The organism is uncultured Allofournierella sp. (assembly GCA_944382705.1).
GTDB lineage: Bacteria > Bacillota > Clostridia > Oscillospirales > Ruminococcaceae > Allofournierella.
In genome coordinates, this window is record CALWNE010000054.1 from 1 (window position 1) to 15,097 (window position 15,097).

The window sequence follows — 15,097 nt, forward strand, 5'->3', positions numbered from 1 at the left end:
TTCCAGCTGTCCTCGATTTTCTGTGTTCTTTACCAGCATTTTTATCACCCTACACCATTATACCCCATTTTCTTCCATGATACGAGAAAAAGGCCGCCTTTTGGCGACCTTTTTCGACAGGCTGAAATGGCAGAGGAATAATTCCTCTGCCATTTTTTATTGCAAACTCTGGATTGTTAGCGCCCCCTCTGTAAGCACAGCCTGCCTTGCTTGCGGTGCAAATTAAGGGCAATGCATTAGAGATTACGGCATGGTGCCGGATTTCCTTTGAAAAAGGATGCGATAAACAATCCATCCTGCTAAAATTCCCAAGACATTCAACAGGATATCATCCACATCAAAAGTTCCCAGGCCGGTGGCCAGCTGCACAAACTCCATTGCTGTTATCAGCAGGGTACCACAGCACAGCACCCAGATGATTTTGTTGGCCGCTTTATAAGCCCAGGGCATAAACAAGCCAATGGGGATAAACGGCAGGATATTGCCCGCTATATTTAATCTTGCCCACCCGGCATTCAGATTCATCATATATTTATGGATGGTGTAGCCTATCTGCAAATTATAGTGGCTCCAAGGCTTTGCGTGCCTGGCCCGTTCCAACAGCACCTGCCAGGAGCCATTGAATTTTAAAATCACCACAAAAAACACCAAGGCTACATACAACCAAAAAACCATCTTTGCAATGGGGCCATACACACTTAACCCGGTGGACTTTTTCATTGATTCATTCCTTTCTTTTACACCTAGCCCGGCAGCAGCCGTTTTTCCGGCCTTGCACGGAGCATTTGGACTTATTTGTTTACCTTGATGGCATTGGGATAAATGCGACGCATCACTTCATCCCCATAGTGGCTGTCCATAAACTGCTGCCAGGATGCAGCAGCAGGCACCCCTTCGCTGCGCTGGTTGTAGCGCAGCATGGCAAGGCCGCTCACTGCCACATTGGCCACCATAAACACCACCAGCGCCCAGGTGATAACCTTGCCGGCCTTGATTGGAATTTTTTCGATCCAGACCGAAAAGTGAGGGTAGATGGCTTTCATCCATACCACAGCGGCAATGCCCCAGAAAAAGCAGTACAGCAAATTGATGCGGCCACCCAGATTGAAGGGGATTTTGCTGTAATCCCAGAACACGGTGCCAAAGCAAATTTCCGTGAACACGCTGCAAAAATATTCGTATGCGCCACCCAGCAAGGCACCCATCAAAAAGAGAAACCGGTCGGATTTATCTTTGTAGCGGTATAGCAGCAGCGTGGCCAGGCTTAACGCAATGCCCCATACCAGGCTGAAGGGGCCCCATACCACGCTGCTGCGGCTCATCCAAACACCGCCTGTAATGCGGCAGAAGATGGTTTCGGTTACATCGCCCAAAAACGCACCAACCACAAACAGCAAAAACAGCTTGTAAAAGCCAGCCCCCTGGGCAAACACCACCGGCTCTGCTACGGCCTGGGGTTCTTTGCGCTGGGCAATCTGATTTCTTTCCAGACGGCGAATAGTGGTGTGGGCAATCCAGCCTTGCAGCTTTTGGGTCCAATCGGTAATTTTGCCATCCACCTTTTCCAGCGGAGGGGCAATTCCTGCCCGGCCATAGATGGCAATCAGTGAGCCAATGGCATCAACCACCGTAAGGGCCACAACCACCCACAGCAGAATTCGGCCACCAGAAGCAGGCAGTTTTTCGTACACAAACAGCAGCAAAGGCGAGCCCCACTGCACCACAATGGTTCCCAAAATACCCCACAGGATGGAATAAGGCAGGCTTATGTAGCCATCCAGGTTCCATTTTACCTTGGAATATTCCCACCAGCGGCCATAATGGGAACGCTCCAGCAGGTGGCCCGCAATCCATTCCAGCACTGTGGAATAAATTGCGCTGAACAAAAACAGAAACAGCCAGTTCCCCCGCAGTTCCTGCAAACTCATGGAAATCAGGGTGCCCGCCAAACCGTAGAGGGCGCACAGAGGACCATCCAGCAGGCCCCGGTTAACAAAACGCTTGCTGCGCAGTGCTGCCACCACAGTTTCCAGAACCCAGCCCAGAAAACCGTAGCAAAAAAACAGCCAAAGTGCATGATACAACATAGGCCACAAATCCTTTCTTTGGCAGGCTATGGGTTTAGACCCAAACCCTGCAAATAAAAATCAGATATCTTTAAGTATAGCGGAAAGATTTTGAAATGTATACCCATCCCACTGTTGTTTTGATATTTTTACTTTTTAGATGTATCAACCAACATTACAGATAAACTTTTAAATGTTTTTCGATTTTTTTACAAAAAGTTCCTTTTTTCTTATTTTAGCCGGGTGTATACTTATTATGTAAGCCGCTGGAGTTGATGGTGAACCTCTTTCCGTTCACCTCATCCCCCCTGAAAAGCGGCATAAGGTCGCTTTTCAGTATGCCAAATTCTCATGCCGAAAGGAGCCGTTTTTATGATACCGTGTCATGCAACCTGCCCCCGTTATTATGAAGGCTGCCATAAAACCTGCCCGGAATGGAAGGAACGCCAACAGGCATTTCGCAGCGAGCAGCAGGCAAAAACTCTTTGGCTGAAACAACAAAATGAGGTATGCACCACGGTGCTGCGCCAGTACCGCGCCATGAATCCTGTGCGGCCATTCCATTACTAATTTTATTTTAACAGACGCAAAGCAACCCAACCCTTTACCAAGGATTCCGAGCCTGTAAACACTTGCAGGCTCTTTGGGTAGCTTTGCGCTTTTTTGTTGCTTTGTGGTACAATAGTGCATACATTACGCAAGCTTTCTGCTTGGATTTTTTGCACAAAAGAGCAACCTATGCAGCCTTATTACTACCAAACGCTTTCCCGGCCTCTCCAGGCAGCGTACCATGCTATTTGGGAGGGGCTTCGCAGCTATTCTGTCTCCTTTCCTGTTCCCCGATTGGAGGGTCGGGTTCTGGGAGATTTATTTTTGCAGGTTCGGCTGGATCACCCTATGTTGTTTTATGCAGACCATTTTGTGTACCGCCACTACCCTCATGCCGACCATGTACTTATGGAGCCCCGGTATTGGCTGGAAAAAAAGAAGGTGCCCGAGCTGCAAAAAGCCATGGAGTCCCGGCTGGAAAAGCTGGTACGCCCCTGGCAGAATCTCCCCCCTGCCCAGCAGCTGGAAGCAATTCATGATTTTATCTGCACCCAGGTCCGGTACGATAAGCTGAAAAAGCCCTATTCTCACGAAATTACCGGCCCTTTAGGCCACGGCATCGGTGTGTGCGAGGGAATGGCCAAAACCGTGAAGGCCCTGTGCGATGCGCTGGGTATCTGGTGTATGGTGGTCATATCCGGTGCAAACCCCGAAGAAGGTGTTAAATACCGCCATGCTTGGAACATTGTGCAGCTGAACGGCCAGTACTACCACCTGGATGCAACCTTTGACCGTTCTCTCAGCCGTGACGGCCTGATTCGATACGATTATTTTAACCAATCCGATGCAGCCATCTTTCGGGATCACGAACCTCTGGTTTTTCCGGCACCTGCCTGCACCTGCTCCAAAGGGTTTTATTACACCAGCCATAAACTGGCCTTTGGCAGTTTGGAAAAGGTACAGGACCGGGCTTTGCAGGCCATGCGCAAGCAAAAACTCCTGGTATTTTACTGGAGCGGCAATCGAAACAGCACCCAACTGGAACAGCTGATTGCTCTTTTGCAACAGACCGCCGCCCAAAAAGGGCAGTACCCAACTGTGCGCTACAACCCCTGCCAGTGGGTGTTTGCGGTGCAATTCAGCCAACATTCAGCGCAGCAGCAAATCTGTGCCGAGCAGGGCACCGATGGTTGAATGCCGCCGGGTTTTCCCATGGGCAGTTCCCCAAAAGCAGCGATAGAACCAATGCCTCAGGCTGCAATTGTTATGGTAAGCGGGCCTGCAAAAAGCCCCCTTGCAACCTGCCGACAGCATCTGTACCGTTATTTATCCTGCCTATACTAGAACAAAGGGCATCTGCCATCACCGGCAGATGCCCTTTGCTTTGATTGATTGTTTACCCTGTTTATTTAACCGCCTGAGAGGGTTCACCCTGCTTGGAGACTTTCAGCACTGCTACTGCATACCGAACCAGCGTATAAAGTACCAGGACAGCGGCTAAAAGCGTTTCCACCCATACCAGCGCCCCTATGAAAGGAATCTGCATTCCAGCAGACTGCAGCCACACAGTTGCTTGTTTTGCTGCCAGAGGGGTGATAACAAACGGAAAGGTAAAGGCTGCATAGCTTGGATAAAAAGGCAACCGCAGCAATGAGGGCAGCATACACACAACCCACAGATACACAAGGGTGGATGCAGCCAGCATACCCAACACAAAATACAGGCTTTTTTGCTCCGCTACCTGAAGGTATCCTGCAAGACACAAGCTGATGGGTGCTGCATAAATGCACACCAACGGTTTTGCACCTTCGGCCTGCACCGGCACGGTTATGTAACGCCAGGTTACAACTGCCAGCAGAATCACCAAGCAAACAAATGCCAGCCACCAAAGCCAGGTACCCCAGGTGGATTGCACCCCAAAGGCTGCCGAGGTAAGGCTTGCCGCTGCAATGCCCACATACACCACAAAATAGCTTGCAAACACCTTAGGCCACTGCAATTTGGCCAGATATACCAGCCCAAACCAAACCATAATGGCCAGATGGAGAGCAACAGCCACTCCCCACAAAACAGTGGAAATCACAGCTACGTAGGGCTTCATGTAGGCAGCCAGCAACATGGTAGCCATAGGGAATGTTCCGCCCGCTACGCTGGCCACAGCTGCATCCGAATTGAGCAGTTGCCAGACCGGCCTGGGCAGGCATACAACCTTCAGCAGTACCAGCAGCCAAATTGCCGCCGCCAGGCCCCCCAATACCATCCGCAAGGTGGGACTATAGCTTTGCATCAGATTGCCCAAAGAGAAAAGACCCAGGCTTACTGCGGCAGCGGGCAGCGGCAATCGTTTTAAAAAATCCATCATTGTACTTACGCCTCATCGTCCAGATTTTTAATGCCATATTCACGGCATACAATCTGGCCCACCTTCCATGCACACAAACCTGTGTAACCAATGCACTGTTCCTTGTGTTCGCCTTTGCCCATGTCAAATTCTCGGGTCAGCACACGGCAGCAAATTGCGTTCTTGCCATTCTCCTTGCGGAACCAATCATGCAGCTCATGGGTAAGCTCCATACACTTTACCACAGCCGGGTCCTTGGGTCCAGCCTGCTGGGTGCGGCCAAACAGCATACCCAGTGCCAAAACTCCTCCATTGAGTGCACCGCAGGCACAACCGGAACGGCCAATGCCCACCGCCATACCCGAAGACATGGCAATCACTTCCTCTGGTACCTGCAACTGAAACACAGTTCGCACCGCTGCCATGAGTGCTTCGCAGCAAAAATAGCCATTGCGGTAGTTATCTTCTGCCAGCTGTTGCAGCTGTTTAAGGCTTACTTCTTTTGCAGGAATCTGCATCATTGTTTCTTCCTCCTTTTATGTTGCCATACAGCCAATAATCAAATAATTGTTTCGTATTTATATTGCCGAATGATGCAGTTTTTGTCAATAAATATCCATTTATATTGTGTTTTTCAATCAACTTTCGCTATTGATTGATTTTTGCGATAAAACGATTGTATCCTGCAAAAATCCCCCCACATTCAATGCACACGCCGATGTGGGGGGATTTTTTGTGTCAATTTTAATTGTATCGCTGCCGTTGCGGTGCCTGTTACCTGCCTTCTCCTGCTTGGGAGCCCTTTTTCTTCCAAAAAGTTTTTGTCAATGCCCCCAGCAGCAACACCACCGCTGCCACAAGTCCCAGCGCATTGATACGCCGCTCCCGTTCAATGGCTTGCCGGGAGCTATCTTTCACCACAATCTCCTGGGGTGTGGGAGTGGGCTGGGAAAGTTGTTCCGACTGCACCTCTGGCTGGGCTTCGTTTGCCACCCGCTGGCAGTATACCACATAGCGTTGGGTGTTGTGGGGATAGGGATGGCAGGTAATGAGGGTAAGGAGATCCCGCCCTGGCTGAATATGAATGGCCTCCACCTGGCTTGGGTCAATGATGCGTATTTCCTGCACCTCGTAGTCCAAAGTCTGCCACAGATTTTCCAGCTGGACCCGGTCCCCTATAGCCAATTCTTCCACATCCAGCAGCATGGGTGCGCCACGGTATCCACGATGTGCCGCCAACACACAGTTGGTGTCTGTGCCGCCAATGGGCATACTGGTCTGGCCCAAAACCGCCGCACCTTTGGCCAGATTTTCCTCGGTAGCCCCCAGGTAAACCGCCAGCTCCAAGTCTATGGCGGGAATACGCAGCACCGCAACTGCCTGATCCTGCAAACCATATTGCTCCAATTCCAAGGGAGCCTGCTCATAGCTCCAGGCGTCTTTTAAATCGTACTGCTGGGTTTGCGCAATCTGCCGGTTATACTGCTCCATCGCCTGCAAAAGCTGATCTGCCTGTTGCTTTTGAATATCTGTCTGGCTTGCCTGGGTAAGCTGCTGTTTGTGCTGCTCCAAATGCTGCACTGTGCAAACTGTTTGCCACCATGTGCTTGCCTTTGTAAGGTGCGGATAAAGCAGCAAGCCAATTCCAACCAGCAAAACCGACCACTGCAATAGTAAGCCTCCCCATCGTTTCATGGCTGTTCTCTCCTTACCCCTTAAAATTTCATCTGCGGGATTCTGCACGCCGCTTTAATGCCCTTGCCGCTGCCTTTACCACCATGACCAAAACAATAACCAAAGCTACCCCTGCTATACCGGCAAGCATGGCCAACAGGTATTGCTGCTGCCAGGTACTGCTTCGCTGCTGTGTTTGCTGCACCTGCTGCACCTGCTGTGCCTCCTCGTAGGGGATGCGGACACCACGCACCAGCAAGCGATGAGAGTTAATGCCATAGGGCGTGCAGGTTACCAGGGTTACATAATCCTGCTCTGCGTTGATGCTCAGATCACTGGTTTCGTGGGGAAGAACCACCTTAATCTGATTCACCTGGTAAGCGAGCACCTCATCCAGAACATGGAGGTAGAATACATCCCCTTCCACCAGCTGGTCCAAATCTGTAAACAGCTTTTTGTTGTTCAGTCCGGTGTGAGCCGAAAGAACACAGTGGGTGCCGGTGCCCCCCACCGGCAGCGAGCTGCCCTGCAAATGGCCTACGCCTTTGCTCAGCACCTCCTCCTGCACGCCATGGTAAATTACCAGATTCACATCAATGGCCGGAATCTCCAGGTAGCCCATGGAGCCATCTCCCATAAGGTTGAGCAACCCTGCATAGGGCATAGATGAAGGGTCCAGCTGCGCTTCATCAAAGGGATCGGTCAGCAGCACGCCCCCCTCCCGCAGGTTATCGTTATAATTCCGGCATTCCTCCAGCTGCAGATTGCGTTGTTGCTGTGGCATTTGTTCGGTGACCAGCTGGTCGTAGGATGCAGTCATCTGATTTTGCACCCATTCGTAGTACAAATTACTTACCAGAGGATACAACAGCAAGCCCAGCCCCGCAATAAGCAGCACCGCCGTACAGAAATGCATGATTCGTTTGCCCATGGTCTGCTCCTGTTCTGCCAGAATGTGGGGCCCCAGCGGCTGTAAGAACACTTACCCACCGCTGGGGCCTCCATTGGCTTATGAAATTCCTCTGTTTGGCTTAAACCAGCAAATCACTGTATTTTTTAAGCCTGCACTCATTGTTTTTTGCTGTGCCGAATCATTGCGCCTGCCAAAGCAATAAGAGCAATGCCGCCTATGGTAAAGGCCCAAGTACCCTCGCCACCGGTTTTTGGCAGCTCAAAGCCTTTGCGGTTGTTTACAGTAAGGTTTACTGTGCTCAAAGTGGTGGAATCGGCATTCGCTGCCTGTGTAATCCCCACCGCAAACCCAGCGGGAGTTCCTATTCCATCCACGGTTGCTTTGGTGTTTGTGGTGTCCAGCTGATACTTTGTGGTTCCATTGGCAGCCACTGTAATATGGATGTTGCTTGTGCGGATGTATCCGTCCGGAGCCTGTGTTTCCACCAGGGTATACTGACCTTCGCCCAGACCTTTTACAGAGAGAGCTGCATTTGCATCCAGCTTTAGTTCGGTTGTAGTCTTAGTGTCATCCAAAACATACTGGCCGGCCACAGTGGCAGTTACATTGCTTACCGGGATGGGCTGATTGCTTGCAGCAGGCGTTCCGCTGATGTGCCCACGGTAGAGTTTGAAGGTTACACCGTTTACAACGGCACTGCCCGGCGATTGAACCACGCCTGCATCCGTCGTGAACTTTTTTTCAACGGTCAGCCCGTAGGTGTATGCTTGGGTTACAGCCTCCTGACTGATTTCATTGGGTCCGTGGCTATAATTCAAAACAATGCAGTTATCGTTCACAGCCACAGCGTCTTTGGTCAGCTCTGCCTGGTAGGTAAGCAGCACATCCAGACCCTGGTAGACAGTCTGCTGCAAAGCAGCCTGGTCAAACACCAAGCTAAATCCTTTTTTGTCTGTATTAACGGTCAGGGTAGCAATGAGTGTCTGGCTATCTTTAAACTGAACGATTTGGTTTACAACAGTCGTAGTAAGCTGCTGGCTTGTGCCCAGTTTCAGCCCAAAGGAACTAGCATCTACCAGTTGATTTTCCATTGTGTCGGTCATTGTAAAGCTTACAAAGCTTTGATCTGCACTGGGAACAGGAAGTTTGGATTCCACCTTGTAGTACAGTGTCTGCCCAATTTCAGCGGTAGCAGAATTGCCAAAATCCTGGTCTGCACTTGTGCTAACCTGCTTGTCCAGAGTGATGGTCTGGCCTTTCAGTGCCATGGTCTCGCCGGTGGGCACCAGGATACCCTGGTTGATTACCAAATCATCGCCAGCGTTGGAGAACACCAGGGCATAGCCGCCTTCTTCCAGGCCGGTCAACTGAATGGAATTGGTGGTGTTTTGCTGTACTGTTTCCGTAGCCTGAGGGCTAATTGTGCCGGTATTCTTAATGTAGTCTTCCAGCCAGTAGTACATAGCCAGAACTTCTTTACTGCTCTTGTTGATACGGTCCAGCAGGTCGGAGACTGGGTACTGGGTATCCAGCGCAGCGGAATTAGTAATGGTAATGCGAGGAACCGTCGAGGCCGGCTCTGTTGCCGTTACGGAAAGTTTTCTCTCGCCGGCGGGGGTTGAATCGCCGCCATAGGTCAGGTAAAGGGGTTTGCCGCTTACCGTACCGAACACGGCTTTAATTGCATCGATGTTAAAAAAGGGTTTGAAGCCATCCGTCACTTCGTAGATTTTTGCCTGTGGATTGTTTTGGTCTGGGTTTACCAACTTCATAACCTCGTAAGCATTCACCTGAAACCCTGCCGGGAAGGTAACATCTGGGGGTGCGGTGATTGTAATGCTGCCAGTTGCTGCAAAAACACCGGACGGCAGCAGAACAACCGCCATACACAAAGCCACCAACCATGCACTAATCCGGTTTTTTAACGAATGGGAATGATGCATAAAACTTCCTCCTTTTTGCTTATAGTCCTTATCCGGTCCCGGTCAGCTTTGGGATGATTCGCCGGGTACGGACTTACGCCGTTTGTTGCTTATGGCCAAAACCAATGCTGCACCCACCAGGGTGACGCCTGCTGCCAGCAGGCCCCCAATTCCCATCAGGCCGGTAACAGGGAATTTTATCTCCTCGTGGTTGGTTACGGTGTACAGTACATCGTAAACCCAAACATCAGAACCATCTGCGGTTTCCTTTGGCAGACTGCCTACCTGAATCTCACCAGGCTGCACATAGCCTTTGGGTACCGTGGTTTCACGAATGATGTAATCCCCAGTCAAGGGCAGCTCGGTGAACTCCACAATGGCCTCTACCTTGCTGTTTTGCTCCTCGGTCCACTTATTGCTGTTGAACTCCTGCTTCTCTTTGTCGGTAAGCCATCTGTAATAGTAGTATTTGGGGGTACCGCCTGCATCCACCGTATGAACGATGTAGGTTTTACCGTCGCTGGCTGTGTAACGCATGGCATCCTGGTCGAAAGCGTTGTCACTAACATCAATTTCCGTGCGCATTGCCAAATCGGTGTAGCGTTCACTGCGCACAACGGCGCCGGTGTCCTTATCGTACAGGGTAAACCCTGCACCGCTCAGCAGCTCGTTCTGGCCATTGCGTTTGGTGATGGTAATGCTGGCGCTTCGGGTGTTGGTGAACACCACCTGATTGACCGCCGCTCCCTGCGCAGGCTGTGCCAGCACAGTGCCTGTCAGGCTGTTATTGGACAATGTAACCGACTGGCCATCGATGGTGCCTTCCGGCCGGTAGCCCATAGGGGTTTCTTCCACCATGTACTGTGCCCCCACCGGAAGCCCCTCTATGGTGACCTTGTCCTCGTGGCCCAATGCTACCGAAAGTTTACCGCTGGTGACTGTGCCCTCCAGATTGTTTGTTCCATCGGCGTAGTGAACCGTATACTGGTAGTTACCTGTCAGCAGACTGCCGCCGCCGGGCTGGAACAGCGTTACCTCAAAGGGAAACTTAAGTGTGCTGGTCTCCCCTTGGGCCAGTTTCTTTTCCAGCGTTATGCTGGAAGTTTTGTCTACATAATTGTAAAAATAGAACTGCGGGTTATTGAGGATTTCCTCCACGGTGCCGGTGGCAGTTGTTCCGGAAACAACTCCCTGTGCATTCACCTGGACCGATGTCTTATAGGCAGCCAGGCCTTGCACAGCAGCATCCTGAGCGGTGTAGTCGGCCGCTGCGCTTACTTCCTGGGCAGTGATATTTGCACGGAACGGAACCCCTTCCACTACAACCGTTTCACCATTTTTCAACCAGATAAGATAGCTGCTTCCATCGGTGTAAATTCGACTGCTGCCTGCCGCCGGGGTTCCCATTGTTACAGAGGCAATGTTGTAGAGGTTGGAACCTTGCGTTATCTCCTTAAAGGTGACTGTGCCCTGTTCCACCACATTGTTGCTGCTGTCACGGATTGTGTAAACCGCTCCGTCTGTTGCCCACTGATTGTCCTGAGCTGCTGCGGCAACATCCACTTTCACATCAAAGCCAAAGTAACTTGCCTGGTACTGCTGCTGTTCATCCTCCGAAACTGCGCTGGAGAATGCGAGCGTTTTGTGAATGAAAAAATTTCCCCGGCTGTTTTCGTGTCGATTGCGCACTACCACCGTAGTGGAACCAGTAAACAATCCACGGATATCCTGGTCGCGCAGGTCCTGTTTGGCTGCTACCGAGGTATAAACAGCCTCATTGGCATGAGCCAGGTAGTTCTGCTGGATTTCCAGGGCCAGAACTCCTTCATCCGCTTCAAAGTAAGGCTCGGGGGCAACGCCTGTGGATGGGTCTGGATGTGTGCCATATTGCAGCAATGCGTTATCCAGTCCATAGTGCAGGTTCAGTGTGCGCCCTGTACGCAGAATGCTGTCATCGCCCTGCTGACCGGCGGATGCATCCACCACAGTTCCTTTCAAAAGAGCATCCAATGTGGCGGCGTTCAATTCACCTGCTGTGATATCCCGAAGGGTTACATTGACGCTATCCGGTACAGCGTAGCGGGCCATGGTTTGCACCAGTTCACCCAGTCCCTTGCGTACCGTAATGCCATCGTTTACTTTCAGACCATCTGCATAAATGCGGCCATTCTGCAGAATTCGCACCGGAATCACTTTATCGTTGATGATGTATTCCTCCGTAGGCGCTTTGGTTTCTCTCAGATACAAATCCAGGTAGTCCCCTGTCAGCTGTACCAAAACCGAAGCCGTAGATGCAGATGGTGTTGCGGCAACTCCAAAATGGAAGTATGCCGTTCCATCGCTGCCGGTAACTACTGTACCCAAGGGGTTTGTGTTTCCGTTTGCGTCCGCTTGTGTTGCATACAGGCTGAACTGGGCTCCTGCAAGAGGATTGCCATCCTGGTCCAGCTTTTGGACGGTCAAACTCGGTGCAGCATTGGGAATGTAGATACGGCTGGAGAATATCCGGTTGAATTCGGAAACATCCAGCAAGCCAAACGCCTGTTCATCCTGCTGTTCCAGCTGCTCGAGCAGATCTGCAACACCCTTGGCAACAGCCTCCCATACTTGCTTTTCGCTAAGCTGAGACCATTCCACGCCTGCTGTATGCTGCTGGGCGGCCTGCTGAATCATATCTGCTATGCCCTGTAATTTTTGATCCTTGGTCTTGGTATACAAATCACCAAAAATCGCCTGAAGGTTTTCCAGATCCAAAAAATAGTAGGATGCAGCCAAATCAGACTCTGTCACATCGTTGTTTGCCCAGTAATACCGCTGTGCATCACCGGGCAGGTCGGTAAGTGTTGCCTGAAAACGACTGTTGTTCTCGCTCCAGTCCAGCGTCCAGGCAGAGTACCTGTACACATCGTTTTTTGCGTGCTGCGAACCATAAATCTGGTAGAGCAGTGCGGTAAGAACTGCTTGTCGCTGGGTTAGTGCACTTGTGCTGTCGGTGGCGTTGAAATCCACCTCATGGTAGCCAGCCAGGCCCGAGCCGTACAGCGGCACCCACTGACCACTGGAATCGGTGCTGATCTTCATCATGGGCACCACCACCACGAGGCCGGATTGAGCCCGCTCCGACGAAATGGGTTGGTTTGTGCTGTAATTCAGTTCGCCTGCCTGGTATACACTCGCCGCAAAGCTCATATATGCGCCGGTCTGCCACCGGTTATCCCCCAGCAGCAGGTTGGTACCGGTGGAGGTGCCGTCCTTGTTGTACTGGAATTTATCGTACTCCAACAGAACATCACCGGTGGAAAAATAACCTGCCGGAATATTGGTTTCTCGCAGGATATAATAGGGATGGGCGCTGTAATCCACCTCGCTGGGCAAAACCACCTCGCCCTTATGGTTTGTTGTCAGGTTTGTGCTAATCGGCACAGACTGCACTTTGTAACGCTCCACAAGGTTTGACTGCTCTCGAATGGGATTGCCGTCGGCATCCAGCTCGGCACGATACAGCGCAAAGGAAGCGCCTTCTACGGGATTGCCGTTCTGGTCCAGCTTGACCAGCACATTGTCCACTGGTTCCATGAGGTTGAAGGAAAGCGTCAGGTTGGAGTCCACATTTCCTCGCTCCATATAAAACATCTTGAGGGTATGCGTGGTGTTGCCCGCCAGGGTATCGCCTTCAAACATATCGGGATTCTGGCGGCCGGCCAGCTCAAACCGCTCTCGGATGGTGGTTGTGATTGTGGTATTTTGATTGGGATCGCTGGCTCGTTCAATGGTGATTTCGCCGGTAGAAAAGTCGATGAGAACCTTCATTTCATCGTGAATGCCGCCCAAATCTGCTACCAGCACATCATCAATGAACACCCATACATCATCGTCACCGGAGAATTCGTACACCATGGGCTTTGCGTGGCTCTCATCATGCCCTACACTCACCATGCCGCCCAAAGGCTGCTGGAATTCCACTTCCATGGTCAGGCCCAAATAGTGGTTGACCACAGCCGAACCGGCGGAAGACAGCCCTTCGTTAACCAATGCCCCGTTGCTCAGCTTGAACACCTCGCCAGCTGTATTGAAGGGAAAGAACTGTCCGTGCTCTACTGCGGGCGCATTGTAAAGTGTAAACCGATTGCTGCCTGTGCTGGCATCAAACTCTGCAAAGTTTTGGCGGCTGTTGTAGTAATAGTTTCCAGCTTCATTGATGGTAAACAAACCCTCAACATCCCGGTATACTTTACGGTATTGCCCTGCCGATTGATCGTTGGGATCAAACAGATAAGCCAGGCTTTCTTGTGGGTCGTAGGTGCTTACTACGGTACCGCTCACTACATAATTGCCATTTGCCTCTCTGGGGAATGTTTCGCTCAGATTCAAAACCGGGTAACCATCGCTGCCCAAGGTGTTCTTTACCAGCCCTTGGGTAACGCCGCCCACATTGCCGGTCCACTGGTTCCAGGTTCCTCCAACGCCGTTGCTTTTACGAAACAGCAATCCATGGCTTTGGTTGGAGCTTCCCTGCACCCCATTGATTCCCTGGACGACAAGCTGTGCTTTTGGATCGTCCTCCATGCTATCTGACAGGTACCAATCGTACAGGGTGTAATCAAACAGGTTAATGGTAACATTGTCTGGATGTACCGTATCCACAATATAGGGGCTTGCATCGAATTGATTGCGTTTGCTGCCGATGTTGATGGTCACACGGCATTGTTCATCGGTCAAGGTCAATTCATCCACACTGTTTTTAATCTCCCGAACCTGTTTGCCGGTGGTGCCAGAGGGAATGTCAAGTCCTTCTATCGCCGTCTTGATTAGCTGCAATAGACCGTCGCCGGAAACCCCCATGCTTACGCTGGTCTGCCGGGTATCCGATGCAGCCACTGCATTTTTTATGTTGTTATACAACATCTCTTTGCCAGTGACATAATCCCAAAGGGGTTTGTCCAGAGGGACGGAAAGCTTGTATCCATTGGAAAACTCCACCTGAACAGCGTGTATAGAACTGTTGACTGTGTCTTTCAGGTAGGCCAGGCTCTGGTCCAGCGCATCGGTAGTCGCCGTAGAGGTGGAGGAATCCCCGCCTTCCCCTACTATTCCACCCGCACTCACATCAATGCTAAAATCAAAAGGATGATTTGCAGTGGTTATGTGGGGCAACGAAATAATATTAGAGCCTTGAATCAAATGATTGTCTGCGCCCCAACTGATGCTCTTAATTGTAGCTTGCGCTGCATAGACATCTATGGCGTTATCCGCAGCATCCGTTTGCTGGTCTTGCTCACTATCCTGCTTTTGTTGTTGGTCGTCCGCTTCTCTATCACCGGTATCCTGTTCCGCTTCTTCGGGCGTTGCACTGCCGGTGGGCTGGGTGCTATCCTCACTGGGCGTTGCGCTGCCGGTGGGCTGGGTGCCGTCCTCTCCGGGTGTTGCGCTGCCGGTAGGCTGGGTGCCGTCCTCTCCGGGTGTTGCGCTGCCGGTGGGCTGGGTGCCGTCCTCTCCGGGTGTTGCGCTGCCGGTGGGCTGGGTGCCGTCCTCTCCGGGCGTTGCGCTGCTGGTGGGCTGGGTGCCGTCCTCTTCGGGCGTTGCGCTGCTGGTGGGCTGCGTGCGGTCCTCGTCGGGCGTTGCGCTGCTGGTG

Annotated in this window: 10 protein-coding genes; 2 read left to right on the forward strand and 8 right to left on the reverse strand. The window is 51.5% G+C overall.

The genetic code is table 11. From position 1 onward, the window contains the following. Positions 1-243: 243 nt before the first annotated feature. Complete coding sequence (locus tag ACH2EM_RS08300; RefSeq protein WP_395151772.1) at positions 244-720, reverse strand: VanZ family protein; 477 nt, start codon at positions 718-720, stop codon at positions 244-246. A gap of 71 nt (positions 721-791) precedes the next feature. After that, positions 792-2,087 (reverse strand): putative ABC transporter permease, encoded by a 1,296-nt coding sequence (locus ACH2EM_RS08305; protein ID WP_395151774.1) that lies wholly within the window; start codon positions 2,085-2,087, stop codon positions 792-794. A gap of 351 nt (positions 2,088-2,438) precedes the next feature. Here ACH2EM_RS08305 and ACH2EM_RS08310 point away from each other — a divergent pair, with 351 nt between their 5' ends. Then, positions 2,439-2,636, forward strand: coding sequence for a hypothetical protein (locus tag ACH2EM_RS08310; protein ID WP_395151776.1), 198 nt, complete (start codon positions 2,439-2,441; stop codon positions 2,634-2,636). Positions 2,637-2,939: 303 nt separating this feature from the next. Then, positions 2,940-3,809, forward strand: coding sequence for a transglutaminase domain-containing protein (locus ACH2EM_RS08315; protein WP_395151778.1), 870 nt, complete (start codon positions 2,940-2,942; stop codon positions 3,807-3,809). A 211-nt stretch (positions 3,810-4,020) separates the two neighbouring features. Here ACH2EM_RS08315 and ACH2EM_RS08320 read toward each other — a convergent pair whose 3' ends face one another. The 6 genes from ACH2EM_RS08320 to ACH2EM_RS08345 form a co-directional block, all read right to left on the reverse strand. Further along, positions 4,021-4,977 carry a TDT family transporter gene (locus ACH2EM_RS08320; protein ID WP_395151780.1) on the reverse strand — a complete coding sequence of 319 codons (957 nt, stop codon included), beginning with the start codon at positions 4,975-4,977 and terminating at the stop codon, positions 4,021-4,023. Positions 4,978-4,982: 5 nt separating this feature from the next. Next, positions 4,983-5,477 (reverse strand): C-GCAxxG-C-C family protein, encoded by a 495-nt coding sequence (locus tag ACH2EM_RS08325; RefSeq protein ID WP_395151782.1) that lies wholly within the window; start codon positions 5,475-5,477, stop codon positions 4,983-4,985. 253 nt (positions 5,478-5,730) lie between these two features. Next, entirely contained in the window at positions 5,731-6,651 is a 921-nt protein-coding gene (locus ACH2EM_RS08330) for a class C sortase (RefSeq protein WP_395151784.1), read from the reverse strand. Between the two features lie 28 nt (positions 6,652-6,679). Beyond that, positions 6,680-7,561, reverse strand: a complete 882-nt coding sequence (locus ACH2EM_RS08335) for a class C sortase (RefSeq protein ID WP_395151786.1) — start codon at positions 7,559-7,561, stop codon at positions 6,680-6,682. A gap of 137 nt (positions 7,562-7,698) precedes the next feature. Then, on the reverse strand, positions 7,699-9,486 hold the full coding sequence (locus ACH2EM_RS08340; protein WP_395151788.1) for a SpaA isopeptide-forming pilin-related protein: 1,788 nt from the start codon (positions 9,484-9,486) through the stop codon (positions 7,699-7,701). A 42-nt stretch (positions 9,487-9,528) separates the two neighbouring features. Then, on the reverse strand, positions 9,529-15,097 hold a 5,569-nt coding region (locus ACH2EM_RS08345; RefSeq protein WP_395151790.1), incomplete at its 5' end, for a SpaA isopeptide-forming pilin-related protein.

What these genes read in the sequence shown, in the direction of transcription:
- ACH2EM_RS08330 (WP_395151784.1), bottom strand. Translation starts at nt 6,651, where the DNA reads ATGAAACGATGGGGAGGCTTACTATTGCAGTGGTCGGTTTTGCTGGTT.
- ACH2EM_RS08305 (WP_395151774.1), bottom strand. Translation starts at nt 2,087, where the DNA reads ATGTTGTATCATGCACTTTGGCTGTTTTTTTGCTACGGTTTTCTGGGC.
- ACH2EM_RS08335 (WP_395151786.1), bottom strand. Translation starts at nt 7,561, where the DNA reads ATGGGCAAACGAATCATGCATTTCTGTACGGCGGTGCTGCTTATTGCG.
- ACH2EM_RS08340 (WP_395151788.1), bottom strand. Translation starts at nt 9,486, where the DNA reads ATGCATCATTCCCATTCGTTAAAAAACCGGATTAGTGCATGGTTGGTG.
- ACH2EM_RS08310 (WP_395151776.1), top strand. Translation starts at nt 2,439, where the DNA reads ATGATACCGTGTCATGCAACCTGCCCCCGTTATTATGAAGGCTGCCAT.
- ACH2EM_RS08325 (WP_395151782.1), bottom strand. Translation starts at nt 5,477, where the DNA reads ATGATGCAGATTCCTGCAAAAGAAGTAAGCCTTAAACAGCTGCAACAG.
- ACH2EM_RS08300 (WP_395151772.1), bottom strand. Translation starts at nt 720, where the DNA reads ATGAAAAAGTCCACCGGGTTAAGTGTGTATGGCCCCATTGCAAAGATG.
- ACH2EM_RS08320 (WP_395151780.1), bottom strand. Translation starts at nt 4,977, where the DNA reads ATGATGGATTTTTTAAAACGATTGCCGCTGCCCGCTGCCGCAGTAAGC.